Origin of the sequence: Agreia sp. Leaf210 (assembly GCF_001421485.1) — a bacterium.
Lineage (GTDB): Bacteria > Actinomycetota > Actinomycetes > Actinomycetales > Microbacteriaceae > Agreia.
On record NZ_LMKK01000003.1, the window covers coordinates 493,053 to 505,836 of the forward strand.

12 protein-coding genes and 1 tRNA gene are annotated in these 12,784 nt (G+C 66.3%); 5 read left to right on the forward strand and 8 right to left on the reverse strand.

The features are described from left to right. Positions 1–84 precede the first annotated feature (84 nt). Complete coding sequence (locus ASE64_RS12750; protein WP_055781089.1) at positions 85–588, forward strand: DUF3145 domain-containing protein; 504 nt, start codon at positions 85–87, stop codon at positions 586–588. Between the two features lie 72 nt (positions 589–660). On the opposite strand, the gene ASE64_RS12755 is transcribed toward ASE64_RS12750, so the two are convergent. The 6 genes from ASE64_RS12755 to aceE all read right to left on the reverse strand — a co-directional run bounded on the left by ASE64_RS12755 (position 661) and on the right by aceE (position 8,402). Further along, positions 661–1,899, reverse strand: a complete 1,239-nt coding sequence (locus tag ASE64_RS12755) for a beta-ketoacyl-[acyl-carrier-protein] synthase family protein (protein WP_055781091.1) — start codon at positions 1,897–1,899, stop codon at positions 661–663. Between the two features lie 103 nt (positions 1,900–2,002). Continuing rightward, entirely contained in the window at positions 2,003–2,251 is a 249-nt protein-coding gene (locus tag ASE64_RS12760; RefSeq protein WP_044438497.1) for an acyl carrier protein, read from the reverse strand. Positions 2,252–2,337: 86 nt separating this feature from the next. Beyond that, a complete protein-coding gene (locus tag ASE64_RS12765; RefSeq protein ID WP_055781093.1) occupies positions 2,338–3,345 on the reverse strand; it encodes a beta-ketoacyl-ACP synthase III in 1,008 nt (335 codons plus the stop codon). Between the two features lie 35 nt (positions 3,346–3,380). Beyond that, complete coding sequence (locus ASE64_RS12770; protein WP_055781097.1) at positions 3,381–4,301, reverse strand: ACP S-malonyltransferase; 921 nt, start codon at positions 4,299–4,301, stop codon at positions 3,381–3,383. A gap of 90 nt (positions 4,302–4,391) precedes the next feature. After that, positions 4,392–5,612 (reverse strand): PucR family transcriptional regulator, encoded by a 1,221-nt coding sequence (locus ASE64_RS12775; protein ID WP_055781100.1) that lies wholly within the window; start codon positions 5,610–5,612, stop codon positions 4,392–4,394. 63 nt (positions 5,613–5,675) lie between these two features. Beyond that, positions 5,676–8,402 carry a pyruvate dehydrogenase (acetyl-transferring), homodimeric type gene (gene aceE, locus ASE64_RS12780; RefSeq protein ID WP_055781102.1) on the reverse strand — a complete coding sequence of 909 codons (2,727 nt, stop codon included), beginning with the start codon at positions 8,400–8,402 and terminating at the stop codon, positions 5,676–5,678. A 240-nt stretch (positions 8,403–8,642) separates the two neighbouring features. On the opposite strand from aceE, the gene ASE64_RS12785 reads away from it, so the two are divergent. The 3 genes from ASE64_RS12785 to ASE64_RS12795 all read left to right on the forward strand — a co-directional run bounded on the left by ASE64_RS12785 (position 8,643) and on the right by ASE64_RS12795 (position 10,525). After that, entirely contained in the window at positions 8,643–9,116 is a 474-nt protein-coding gene (locus ASE64_RS12785; protein ID WP_055781107.1) for a peroxiredoxin, read from the forward strand. 8 nt (positions 9,117–9,124) lie between these two features. After that, positions 9,125–10,378, forward strand: a complete 1,254-nt coding sequence (locus tag ASE64_RS12790) for an alpha-amylase family glycosyl hydrolase (protein ID WP_055781110.1) — start codon at positions 9,125–9,127, stop codon at positions 10,376–10,378. Between the two features lie 74 nt (positions 10,379–10,452). Further along, positions 10,453–10,525, forward strand: a tRNA-Val gene (locus tag ASE64_RS12795). A gap of 18 nt (positions 10,526–10,543) precedes the next feature. Here ASE64_RS12795 and ASE64_RS12800 read toward each other — a convergent pair. Both ASE64_RS12800 and ASE64_RS12805 read right to left on the reverse strand, forming a co-directional pair. Continuing rightward, the gene (locus tag ASE64_RS12800; protein WP_055781113.1) at positions 10,544–11,074 is read right to left on the reverse strand and encodes a hypothetical protein; all 531 of its coding nucleotides are present in this window, start codon (positions 11,072–11,074) and stop codon (positions 10,544–10,546) included. Between the two features lie 74 nt (positions 11,075–11,148). Beyond that, positions 11,149–11,790 carry an SAM-dependent methyltransferase gene (locus ASE64_RS12805; RefSeq protein ID WP_055781116.1) on the reverse strand — a complete coding sequence of 214 codons (642 nt, stop codon included), beginning with the start codon at positions 11,788–11,790 and terminating at the stop codon, positions 11,149–11,151. Positions 11,791–11,917: 127 nt separating this feature from the next. On the opposite strand from ASE64_RS12805, the gene ASE64_RS12810 reads away from it, so the two are divergent. Continuing rightward, a complete protein-coding gene (locus ASE64_RS12810) occupies positions 11,918–12,736 on the forward strand; it encodes a Nif3-like dinuclear metal center hexameric protein (protein WP_442853837.1) in 819 nt (272 codons plus the stop codon). Positions 12,737–12,784 lie beyond the last annotated feature (48 nt).

Below are 12,784 nucleotides of genomic sequence, written 5' to 3' on the forward strand. Positions count from 1 at the left end.
GCAAGAACAACTTCATATCAGTGCCGCCACAGTTCCATTTCACAGGTCGTTGGGGAAGACGTACCTCACGAAATGGAGAAAACAATGGTGGCACCCGTCGCACACGGAATGATCTTCGTTCATTCCGCCCCTCGCGCGCTCTGCCCCCACGTCGAGTGGGCCGCAGGTCGCGCTATCGGTCGTGCCGTCAACTTCACCTGGCGAGAGCAGCCGGTGCTTCGCGGTTCGCAGCGCACCGAGTTCTATTGGGAAGGCCCCGCAGGGACGGGCGCGGCGATCGCCTCCGCGCTCCGAGGCTGGGAACACCTCCGCTACGAGGTCACCGAAGATCCCGCCGCCGGCTCCGACGGCGGTCGCTGGGTGCACACGCCTGACCTCGGCATCTTCTACGCGCAGACCGACAGCGCCGGAAACACGGTCATTCCAGAGGACCGCGTTCGCGCGGCCATGGAGAACGCCGGAACCGACGCACTCGAGCTGCACCGCGAGCTCCGCCTGGCCTTAGGACAGGCATGGGACGACGAGCTGGAGCCCTTCCGCCACGAGAGCGATTTCTCTCCCGTGGTGTGGCTCCACTCCGTCGGTTAACCAGTTCGGTCCCCTTGCCTCCGCCGACGTGGTCGGGTGAAGCGAGGGGACCGAACGACAAACGTTCGCGCGTCAGGCGGTCTTGAAGGCCACGACCGCGTTGTGGCCACCGAAACCGAACGAGTTGCTGATGGCCACGAGATCGCCCTCGGGCAGAGTGCGCGGCGCGGTGACAACGTCCATGTCGATCTCAGGGTCTTGTTCGGTGAGGTTGATCGTGGGCGGCGCCGTGCGCTCGTGCAGCGCCAGAATCGTGAAGATCGCCTCGATTCCGCCGGCGCCACCGAGAAGGTGACCGGTGGATGCTTTGGTCGCGGAGACGGGGATGCCCGCAAGCGAGTCGCCGAACACATGACGGAGCGCTTTGTACTCCGCGATGTCGCCGACGGGCGTCGATGTGGCGTGAGCGTTGATGTGTGCGACGTCGGAGAGTGAGTATCCGAACCCCTCGACGGCCGCGATCATGGCGCGGGCCGCAGCCGACCCCTCGGGATCGGGGGCGGTGATGTGGTACGCGTCGCTCGTGACCGCTCCGCCGATTACCTCGGCGTAGATGCGGGCACCGCGGGCGAGGGCGTGTTCCTCGGTCTCGAGAACGATGGCTGCTCCGCCTTCGCCGAGCACGAAACCGTCACGGGTCACGTCGTAGGGACGCGAGGCCGTTGCTGGGTCGTCATTGCGCTTGGAGAGGGCCTGCATAGCTGCGAACGACGCGATGGGAAGCGGGTGGATGGCCGCTTCGGATCCGCCAGCGATAATGATGTCGGCGTAGCCGGCCTGCAGGTGGTCGTAGGCGTTGGCGATCGACTCTGTGCTGGATGCGCAGGCGGAGACGACGGTGCGAGCACCGGCTCGCGCGCCCAGACTCATTTCGATGGCGGCGGCGGGGCCGTTCGGCATCAGCATGGGGACGGTCATCGGCAGGACTCTGCGGGGGCCTCGCTCGCGCAGCGTGTCCCAGGCGTCGAGAAGCGTCCAGACGCCGCCGATTCCCGTCGCCCAGTCCACGCCGAAGCGCTCGGGCACGACGTCTGGGGAGCCGGCATCAGCCCAGGCTTCGCGGGCGGCCGTGAGCGCGAACTGGCTCGACGGGTCGAGGCGCTTGGTCTCGACGCGCTCGAGCACCTCGCTCGAGGGAACCTTCGCCTGTGCGGCGAACGTGATCGGGATCTCCCACTTCGCTACCCACTCCTGCTCGAGGGTGGTGGCGCCTGACGCTCCGGAGAGAAGCGCTGCCCACGTGTCGCGGGCGGTGCCGCCGAGGGGGGAGGTCGCACCGATTCCGGTGACGACGATTCGTTTGGAACTCATGGAAAACTCTCTAGCACGTGGTCAATCGTGGGCAGTATTCGGTGCGTGGACGACGGGCCCGGGCGTGATGCCCGGGCCTGTCGTCTGCGCTGCAGCGGGAGTGTTAGTCCTGTGCCGCGACGATGAACGTGACGGCGTCTCCGACGGTCTTGAGGTTCTTGACCTCTTCGTCGGGGATCTTCACGTCGAACTTCTCTTCAGCGTTGACGACGATCGTCATCATCGAGATCGAGTCGATGTCCAGGTCGTCAGTGAACGACTTGTCCATCTCGACCGTGTCGGTGGCGATACCGGTCTCGTCGTTGATGAGTTCGGCCAGGCCGGCCAGCACTTCTTCGGTGGACAATGCCATTGTGTTTCTCCTTGAGGGTTGAATTGACCGTCACTTAGTTTAGGTCAGGCCGTGCGCGTTCTTCGCTAAGCAACGCGACGTGGTGGCTAGGGCAGAACGACGACCTGCGCTCCGAACACCAGGCCGGCTCCGAAGCCGATCTGCAGGGCGAGGCCGCCGGAGAGCTCGGGGTTCTCTTCTAGCAGTCGGTGGGTAGCAAGAGGGATGGACGCGGCCGAGGTGTTGCCCGTGGTCGCGATGTCGCGTGCGATGGCGACGGACTCGGGAAGCTTCAGCTGCTTTGCGAACTCGTCGACGATGCGCATATTCGCCTGGTGCGGGATGAACGCGGCGAGGTCCTCGCTCGTAATGCCGGCGGCATCCAGGGCGCGCTGGGCAACCTTCGCCATCTCCCAGACGGCCCAGCGGAAGACAGTGGCGCCCTCTTGACGCATGGTGGGCCAGGTGTCGATCTCTCCATCGCGGAACTGCGCGTGGGTTCCGGTCATGTAGATCGTGTCCCACTTCGAGCCGTCGGAGCCCCAGATACTGGGGGAGATGCCGGCGAAGTCACTGGGGCCCACGATGGCGGCACCCGCTCCGTCACCGAGAAGGAACGAGATGGATCGGTCTGCCGGATCGATGAACTCGGAGAGCTTCTCGGCCCCGACGACGAGTACGTACTCTGCGAGACCTGAGCGGATGAGGGAGTCCGCCTGGGCGATTCCGTAGGTGTATCCGGCGCACGCGGCCTCGATGTCGTACGCGGCGGCGGGGTTCGCACCGATGCGCTCCGCCAGCAGCGACGAGATCGACGGCGTCACGACAGGGTTGCTGATGGTCGCCACGATGACGGCACCGATCTGCTGCGGATCGATGCCCGCACGCTCGATCGCCTCGAGAGCGGCCGTCGTGGCCAGGTCGACAGCCAGCACATCTTTGCCGGCACGACGACGCTCGATGATCCCGGTGCGCTGCCTGATCCACTCGTCTGACGAGTCGATCGGTCCGACAAGGTCGTCGTTCGGTACGACATTCTCGCCTCGGGCCGCGCCGACGCTGTGGATGCGGGTGAACTCGCTGCCGCGATTCTGCTTGAGTGGGGCGTGCTTCATGGAAGTCTCCGGGTGTGGGGAATCGGGTGTCGGGGTCACGCGTCGCCGTCGAGGAGCGCGAACGCCGCCTCGAGGTCGTCGGGAGTCTTGACCGCGACGGCGGGTACACCTCGGAGGCCGCGCTTGGCGAGGCCGGTCAAGGCGCCGGCGGGAGCGACTTCGATGATGCCGGTGACCCCCGCGTTCGCGAAGGCCTCCATGTCGAGATCCCACCGGACGGGGGAGGAGACCTGACCGACGAGCAGCTCGACGAACTCGCGACCGCTGGTCACGATGCTGCCGTCCTTATTCGTCCAGAGGGTGGTCGTGGGGTCGTTCACATCGAGTCGCGAGGCGACCTCGCTGAGCGTCGCGACGGCGGGCGCCATGTAGCGCGTGTGGAACGCGCCGGCGACCTGCAGGGGGATGACACGGGCTTTCGCCGGTGGTTCTGCGGCGAGGGCCGCGAGGGCGTCTGGCGCGCCCGCCACGACGATCTGGCCACCGCCGTTGAAGTTCGCGGGCTGAAGCCCGAGATCGTCGAGGCGGGCGAGCAGCTCCTGCTCGTCGGCACCGATGACCGCGCTCATACCTGTCGGCGTCTCTGCAGCGGCCGACGCCATCGCGAGCCCGCGCTGACGAACGAAAGCCATCGCATCCGTCTCGGTGAGCACACCGGCGCCTGCTGCCGCGGTGATCTCGCCGACCGAGTGACCCGCGATGCCGCCGATGCGGTCGATGCGACCGTCGGCGAGCAGAGCACGAAGGGTCAGGATGCCGGCGGCCACGATCAGCGGCTGGGCGACGGCGGTGTCACGAATCGTGTCGGCATCGCTCGTCGTACCGTGGGCCACAAGGTCGAGGCCGGAAGCGGATCCCAGCTCGTCGAGGTGTTCGCGATACCCCGGAACATCGAGCCAGGGAGAGAGGAAGCCGGGGGTTTGAGAACCCTGGCCGGGGCAGACGATGACGATCACTAGATCATCCTCCCAAGAGTTGAGATCAAAGGTGTGTGCATTTCCCACCAACAATGGCGAGAACTGCTGTCGAAAGGGTACAGGGCCGCGTCACCGTCGTGTGGCGCCGCCATCGTGGTCGTGCATCGTTCCGAGGATGAGCGCCGACTGCAGGATGAGCGCCTCGCGCGCACCGGTGGCATCCCATCCGATGACCTGGGACACGCGCTTGAGGCGGTATCGCACCGTGTTGGGGTGAACGTAGAGCTCCCGCGCCGTGGCTTCGAGCGAGCGGCCGTTGTCGAGGTAGCACCACAGCGTCGCCATCAGCTCCGGCGACTGGTCTTGTAGTGGACGATAGACGCGATTGACCAAGGTAGACCGGGCCAACGGGTCGCCTGCGAGGGCACGTTCCGGCAGCAGGTCGTCGGCCAGGGTGGGCCTGGGCGCGTTGCGCCATGCCCGAGCGACCGCAAAACCGGCCAGGGCCGCTTTCGCGCTTCGGGATGCGTCGACCAGGCTCGGCACCTCGTGTCCGAGGACGAGATGGCCGGGTCCGAATCCCGGTTCCAGCGCGCGAGCGATGTCCATGAAGCTGAGGGTGGGCTCCGCACTGGGCTCGTCCATCTCTGCGGCCTCGCTCGCAGGGGTGGCGCTGCCAGGAGCGGGAATCGAACGTCCGATGACGAGGACGAGGCGGTTTCCCTGCACCCCGATCAGAACGTCTGCCTGGAGGTGTCGTGCCGTGCGGCGCAGCTGGTCGACATCGAGGACGCGAGGAGTCGTGCCGACGAGGACGCTCACCTCGCCGTGGCCATGCCACCCCAGAGCCGCGATGCGCGAGGGCAGCTCGTCGTCGTATTCGCCGCTCAGAATCGAATCGACGACCAGGGCCTCGAGTCGCGCGTCCCAGAGCCCGCGCGCCTCGGCGGCGCGAGCGTAGACGTCGGCCGACGCGAAGGCGATCTCGCGGGAATAGAGCAGGATGGCCTCGCGCAGCGAAGCATCGGCACCCTTGACCCGGTCTTCGACGACTTCGACGACCACCCGGATCAGCTGCAGCGTCTGCTGCAGCGTGACCGAGCGCAGAAGCTCGCGGGGCGCCGAACCGAAGACGTCCGATGCGATCCACGTGGTGGTCGAGGGGTCCTCGTACCACTGGATGAACGACTTGATACCTGCCTGCGCGACGAGTCCGACGGCGCTGCGCCGCCCTGGCGGCATGTCGCCGTACCAGGGCAGCGTCGCGTCGAGGCGCTTGATCGTCGCTGTCGCGAGCTCACCCGAGATGGTGCGGAGCCACGCGAGCGTCTCCGCCTTACTCTTGGCCATGCTCGGTCTCTTCGATCCGGGCGCCTGATCTGATCATCGAACGCGTCGGCCGTTGCGCGGGCGTCAGCTCTCTCCGCCGGCGGAACCCGACGTTCCGGCTGTCACGTCGTACAGACGGTACTTCTCGATGGCCCAGGCAGGCGCCGAGGCGTCGACCTCGCCCTTGGCAGCGAGCTGCTCGAGGGTGCGCACCACGACAGACGGGCCGTCGATCTTGAAGAAGCGACGAGCCGCGGGCCGCGTGTCCGAGAAACCGAAGTCGTCGGCACCGAGGGTCGCGTACTCACCGGGCACGAACTGCCTGATCTGATCCGGCACAGCGTGCATGTAGTCGGTCACCGCGACGAACGGACCGGCAGCGTCGGCCAGCTTCGTCGTGACGTAGGCCGTCTGCTTGGGAGCGTTCGGGTTGAGGAAGTTGTGCTCCTCGGCCTTCAGCCCATCGCGACGGAGCTCGGTCCACGAGGTGACACTCCACACGTCGGCGGAGACGCCCCAGTCGTCGGCCAGCAGCTGCTGCGCCTCGAGAGCCCACGGAACCGCGACGCCGGAGGCGAGGATGTTCGCCTTCGGACCCTCGACGGTGCCGTTCTTCAGCTTGTAGATGCCGCGGAGGACACCGTCGACGTCGAGTCCCTCGGGCTCGGCCGGCTGCACGTGGGGCTCGTTGTAGACCGTCAGGTAGTACATGACGTTCGGGTCGCTGTGCGAGCCGCCGTACATGCGCTCGAGTCCGTCGCGCACGATGTGGTTGATCTCGTAACCGTAGGCGGCGTCGTACGAGACGACGGCGGGGTTGGTCGATGCCAGCAGCAGGGAGTGTCCGTCGGCGTGCTGCAGTCCCTCACCCGTGAGCGTGGTGCGTCCGGCGGTCGCGCCGATGACGAAGCCGCGGGCCATCTGGTCACCGGCAGCCCACAGGGCGTCACCCGTGCGCTGGAATCCGAACATCGAGTAGAAGACGTAGACCGGGATGAGCGGTTCACCGTGGGTGGAATACGAGGTGCCGACAGCCGTGAACGCGGCCAGCGCGCCGGCCTCGTTGATACCCACGTGGATGATCGTTCCCTGCGGGCTCTCCTTGTAGGCGAGCAGCAGATCGCGGTCGACCGAGGTGTAGTTCTGTCCGTTCGGGTTGTAGATCTTCGAGGTGGGGAAGAACGCGTCGAGACCGAAGGTGCGGGCCTCGTCGGGAATGATCGGCACGATGCGGTGACCGAAGCCCTTGGAGCGGGTCAGGTCTTTGAGCAGGCGCACGAACGCCATGGTCGTGGCGATCTCCTGCGTTCCCGATCCCTTTTTGAGGGTCTGGTAGGCGGAGTCGTCAGGCAGATCGAACTGCTCGTACTTCGAACGACGCTCGGGCAGATAGCCTCCGAGTTCGCGACGACGCTCGTGCAGGTACTCGATGGCCTCGTCACCCTCGGCCGGCTTGAAGTACGGCGGAAGGTAGGGGTTCTCCTCGAGCTGAGCGTCGGTGATCGGAATCCGAAGCTCGTCGCGGAACGCCTTGAGGTTGTCGAGCGTCATCTTCTTCATCTGGTGGGTCGCGTTGCGGCCCTCGAAGCTCTTGCCCAGGCCGTAGCCCTTGATCGTGTGGGCGAGGATGACGGTGGGCTGGCCCTTGTGCTCGGCCGCAGCCTTGAACGCCGCGTACACCTTGCGGTAGTCGTGTCCACCGCGCTTGAGGTTCCACACGTCGTCATCGGTGTAGTTCTCGACGAGCTTGAGAGCGCGGGGGTCGCGACCGAAGAAGTTCTCGCGCACGTAGGCGCCGTCTTCTGTCTTGTACGTCTGAAAGTCGCCATCCGGCGTGGTGTTCATGAGGTTCAGCAGCGCGCCGTCGGTGTCGTTGGCGAGCAGCGAGTCCCACTCGCGGCCCCAGATGACCTTGATGACGTTCCAGCCGGCACCGCGGAAGAAGCTCTCGAGCTCCTGGATGATCTTGCCGTTGCCTCGCACAGGGCCGTCGAGGCGCTGCAGGTTGCAGTTGATCACGAAGTTGAGGTTGTCGAGGCCCTCGTTCGCGGCGACCTGCAGCTGTCCGCGGCTCTCGACCTCGTCCATCTCGCCGTCGCCGAGGAATGCCCAGACCTGCTGGTCCGACGCATCCTTGATGCCGCGGTTGGTGACGTACTTGGCCAACTGGGCCTGGTAGATGGCGTTGATCGGGCCGAGACCCATCGAGACCGTGGGGAACTGCCAGAAGTCGGGCATCAGACGCGGGTGCGGGTACGACGAGAGTCCGCCGCCCACGTGCGACTTCTCCTGGCGGAAGCCGTCGAGCTGGTTCTCGCCCAGGCGTCCCTCGAGGAAGGCTCGGGCGTAGGTTCCGGGGGAGGCGTGGCCCTGGACGAAGATCTGGTCTCCGCCGGACGCGTGGTCCTGGCCACGGAAGAAGTGGTTGAAACCGACCTCGTAGAGGGCGGCGCTCGACGCGTAGGTCGAGATGTGGCCGCCGACGGCGATGCCGGGGCGCTGCGCACGGTGCACGAGCACGGCGGCGTTCCACCGGATCCACGCGCGGTAACGGCGCTCGATCTCCTCGTTGCCCGGGAAGTCGGGTTCGTTCTCGGAAGCGATCGTGTTGATGTAGTCGGTGGTGGGAACCATCGGCACACCGAGGTGCAGTTCTTTGCTTCGCTTGAGCAAGCTCAGCATGATCTCGCGCGCACGCCCGTGGCCGTGAGCCGCAACCAGCTGGTCGAGTGACTCGTTCCACTCCGCGGTTTCTTCGGGATCGGAATCGGTCGAGCTAACCGAGTACGGGTCCTGGTCGTTGACAGTCAACGTCGACCTCTTTCTGTGGGTGACAGATTTTCTAGTGCCGGTGCGAGCCGTGTCCGGATTCGTGTCCGAGCGTCGGGATGCGCGCCATCCTCCAGCCTAGTGAATGTTCCGGGCACTCTGGCCGCGATCCGGTTGGTACTCCCCGGGATCAGGCGTAGGATCGGCGACGTTCAGCGAACGGGCACCCAGGTCGGGCCTACACGGCGTCCATCCCCGCTCGCGAAAGGAATCAGAACAATCATGGCTTTGGAGAACGACACCCGCGCTCCCGATTTCGACCTCGCCAACCAGTTCGGCGAGAGAATCCGGTTGAGCCAGTTCCGCGGCAAGAAGGCCGTGGCTCTCGTCTTCTTCCCTCTCGCATTCTCCGGAACCTGCACGAGCGAACTCTGTGCGCTCGAAGAGAACCTCAACCTGTTCAAGGACAACGACGTCGAGCTTCTCGGCATCTCGGTCGACTCGAAGTCGGCCCTGCGGTCGTGGGCTGAGGTGCAGGGCTACGACTTCACGCTGCTGGCCGACTTCTGGCCGCACGGCGCCGTCGCGAAGGAGTACGGGGTGTTCCTCGACGGCAAGGGCTTCGCGAATCGCGCGACCTTCCTCATCGACATCGACGGCATCATCCGCGAGAGCTTCATCACCGCCCCCGGAGAGGCTCGTTCGATCGAGGCCTATAGGGCAGCTCTCGACGAGATGCGTTCTGTCGCGGCCTGAGTCGACGCATGCCCGCATGGACAGAGCACGTCATCTGGTGGCACATCTACCCATTGGGCTTTGTCGGCGCTGACACCACGTCGAATCCGCATGCTCCCGCTGAGCATCGACTCGGCGATATCGTTCCATGGCTCGACGACATCGTCGACCTCGGTGCGAACGGGCTCGCCCTCGGACCGATCTTCGACTCCGAGACCCACGGCTACGACACGATCGACCATCTTTCGATCGATCCGAGACTCGGCGATGACGGCGACTTCGATGCTCTGGTCGCGGCGTGCCGCGAGCGGGGAATCCGACTCCTGCTCGACGGCGTGTTCAACCATGTCGCCCGCAGCAACCCTCTCTGGCAGGCGGCGGTCGCAGCCGGCCCGGGCTCGGCCGAGGCGGCGTGGTTCCGTCTCGACGCCGATCAAGCGTCAGACGGCGAACTGAAGCCCGCCGTCTTCGAGGGCCACGGCCACCTCGTCGAACTCGACCTCACGCATCCGCCCGCCGCCGACTATGTGACGGGCGTCATGCGGCACTGGCTCGACCGCGGCGCCGACGGCTGGCGGCTCGACGCGGCGTACGCCGTGGCACCGGATGCCTGGCGGCCGATCCTCGACGCGGTCCGCTCGACGCACCCTGACCTATGGATCGTGGGGGAGGTCATCCACGGCGACTACGCCTCGATCGTCGACCAGTCCGGCATGGATTCGGTGACCCAGTACGAGCTGTGGAAGGCGATCTGGAACTCGCTGAACGAGAAGAACTTCTTCGAACTGGCGTGGTCGCTCGAGCGGCACCAGGAGTTCGTGGAGCGTTTCGCGCCGCTCACCTTCGTCGGCAACCACGACGTCACCCGCATCGCGTCGCTCGTCTCCGACAGGCGACATTCACAGATCGCGCACGCGCTGTTGTTCTTCCTGCCCGGCGTTCCGAGCGTCTACTACGGCGACGAGCGCGGCCTGACCGGTGAGAAAGAAGACAGGGCCGGGGGAGACGACGCCGTGAGGCCGCGGGCCGATCGTGGGGCGCCGGAGTGGCAGCGCAACGAGGTCTTCGAGTTGCATCAGCGCCTGATCGCGTTCCGGCGACAGCACGCGTGGCTGCACGACGCGCGCGTCGAGGTGCTCGAACTGGCGAACGAGACGCTTCTGCTCGAGGCGACGGCACGCTCCGGCGAGGGCCGCACGACGCTGGCACTCAATCTGACGGATGCCGAGGTCGCCCTGCGCGGAGTCGCGGTGCCGGCCCACGGCTACGTGCTCGCGGACTGACGCTCGGATTCCGGCTTTGCGCCGCGAGCGTGTAATCTGTTCACCGCACGAGAGAGCGATTTCTCGTGATGCAGGGGCCTTTAGCTCAGTTGGTAGAGCGCCACGTTTACACCGTGGATGTCATCGGTTCGAGCCCGGTAGGGCCCACCCCTCGCAGACCGGGCGTCACGCCCGCAGCAGCTCGGGAAGCGATGCCAGCGTCTGCAGCATGCGGTTCTCGGCATCGATATCGCCCGCCGCCGCGAAGAGCGCGGCCGCCTCTTCCAACCTCATGCGCGCCTGCAGCCCGTAGCCGTCTTTGATGGCGTGCCCGGCGAGCAGGGTGGCCGCCCGAGCGCACCAGATGCGGTCGCGCTGCTCGTCTGATGAGGTTCGAAGCACCTGCGCGAGGGCTTGACCGCCCGATCGATCGGTGTCGTCGAACTCGTCGGTAGCCGTGCCGTAGAGGCGATCGCGCAGCGACTCGAGAACATCGTCGAACGGCATGTCGAGGGCCCCCAGCGATGTGGTTCGAGCACCTCGACCCGACACCGTTACGAGCTGCCACGTGCCCGAGACGGCCACGAGGCGTACGGAGAACGGTGCCGCGACATCGAATTCGATCGACTGCTCGTCGACCCTCTGCCACGCGAGGTGCGCCGCATTCTCTGCCGCCCATCGCACCAATTCAGCTACGGACTGCGCGTCGTTCATCATGGTGCTCTCCTGTTATTCGCCCCTGCCATCGACGATAGCGAGAGCCACCGACAGCGAGACGTCACGACACCGCGTCACACTGGGACAGTGCGTCTCAACATGAGTACTGCGTCGGTCATGACCACCGTGTCACCCGACGGAGATCGGGCGTCGCGGTCGACCAGGGCACTCGTCAGCAAGGTCCACTCCGACTCGGGCAACGCGAGACTCTTCAGCACCTCATCGGGCCCGGGCAGCGGAGGACCTTCGTGTCGGTGCGTCGACCACGGCGGGAAGGCGCCGTGGCCGACGATGAGCAAGACCCCGGAGACAGCAACGGCCGAGGCGGCGCGCCGAAGGATCTCGTCGCGCGGAAGCTCTACGGGAGAGTGCAGAAAGTGCGCCGACACGAGGTCGTATTCGCCCTCCGGAGCCCACGCCGCCAGATCCGCCTCCACCCACGAAATACGATCACCAAGCCCTGCAGACTCGGCCGCAGAGCGCCCTCTCGCAAGCGCCGTCGGAGAGATTTCCACGGCGGTCACGCTCCACCCGCGTGACGCCAGCCACAGCGCGTCACCGCCCTCGCCGCTGCCCAGGTCGAGGGCTCTCCCTGGAGTCAGTCCGCCGGCCTCTCGCTCCAGCGCCGCATTGGCGCGCCCACTCCAGGTCCTGTCGGACTCCCGGTAACGCGACTCCCAGAAAGACGCCGGCGACTGCTGCTCGTGATCGGTCATGACACAACGATGGGTCGAGCGCATCCGCGGCGCAACTCGGCATGCCGCTTCGGCAAGACGGATGCCTCGGGTCTCGATCCGCACGAGTGCCGGATTCACACAGGCACCCCGCCGGTAGGCTGGGCGGGTGATGCACACGCTCCAGGATTTCGAGGCCGCGGTCGAACGACTCTGGCCGACACGGTTCGCCGAAGACTGGGATCGACCGGGAACAAGCACTGGAGACGCGATGCAGCCTGCCATGCGCGTTCACCTGGCCGTCGACGCCGTGGCCGAGACCGTCGATGAGGCGATCGAGCTCGGCGCCGATGTGCTCTTCGTGCATCACCCGCTTCTGCTGCGCGGTGTCACGTCGGTCGCCACCGATCGCTACAAGGGCGCCCTGCTCACGCGTCTCATCCGCTCCGGATGCGCGCTGGTCGCCGCCCACACGAACGCCGACATCGTCGACGACGGCACCTCGTCGGTTCTCGCCAAGCGTCTCGGACTCGTCGAGTCCACGCCCATCGTGGCCGGCGAGCGCTCCGGTACCGGCCTCGGCCGCGTCGGAGACCTGGCCGAGCCCACGACCCTCGGTCGGCTGGCCCTCGCCCTCGGCGAGATTCTCCCGGCGACCGCCACGGGCATCCGGGTGTCGGGCGCCTACGAGCAGCAGATATCTCGGGTGGCCCTCTGTGCGGGCGCCGGCGACTCCCTGCTGGCCGACCCCTCCGTGGCCTCGGCCGATGTCTACATCACGAGCGATCTGCGACACCATCCCGCATCGGAATCGAGGCAGCAATCGATGCTGTCGGCGGGCCCGGCTCTCATCGATGTGTCGCACTGGGCCAGCGAGTGGCTGTGGCTCGACTCCGCCTCGTCGGCACTCGCTGCCGAACTGCCCGATGCCACGTTCACGGTCAGCGAGCTTCGCACCGACCCGTGGGACTTCGTCGTCACCCAATAGTCTCGTCCGCCTCGCCGTCTCACGGCACCCACCACGCTCAGCCAAGGA

Coding starts and splice junctions, on each gene's coding strand:
- ASE64_RS12790 (WP_055781110.1), top strand. CDS start 9,125: ATGCCCGCATGGACAGAGCACGTCATCTGGTGGCACATCTACCCATTG.
- ASE64_RS12765 (WP_055781093.1), bottom strand. CDS start 3,345: ATGAAGCACGCCCCACTCAAGCAGAATCGCGGCAGCGAGTTCACCCGC.
- ASE64_RS12800 (WP_055781113.1), bottom strand. CDS start 11,074: ATGATGAACGACGCGCAGTCCGTAGCTGAATTGGTGCGATGGGCGGCA.
- ASE64_RS12760 (WP_044438497.1), bottom strand. CDS start 2,251: ATGGCATTGTCCACCGAAGAAGTGCTGGCCGGCCTGGCCGAACTCATC.
- ASE64_RS12750 (WP_055781089.1), top strand. CDS start 85: ATGGTGGCACCCGTCGCACACGGAATGATCTTCGTTCATTCCGCCCCT.
- ASE64_RS12805 (WP_055781116.1), bottom strand. CDS start 11,790: ATGACCGATCACGAGCAGCAGTCGCCGGCGTCTTTCTGGGAGTCGCGT.
- ASE64_RS12775 (WP_055781100.1), bottom strand. CDS start 5,612: ATGGCCAAGAGTAAGGCGGAGACGCTCGCGTGGCTCCGCACCATCTCG.
- ASE64_RS12755 (WP_055781091.1), bottom strand. CDS start 1,899: ATGAGTTCCAAACGAATCGTCGTCACCGGAATCGGTGCGACCTCCCCC.
- ASE64_RS12785 (WP_055781107.1), top strand. CDS start 8,643: ATGGCTTTGGAGAACGACACCCGCGCTCCCGATTTCGACCTCGCCAAC.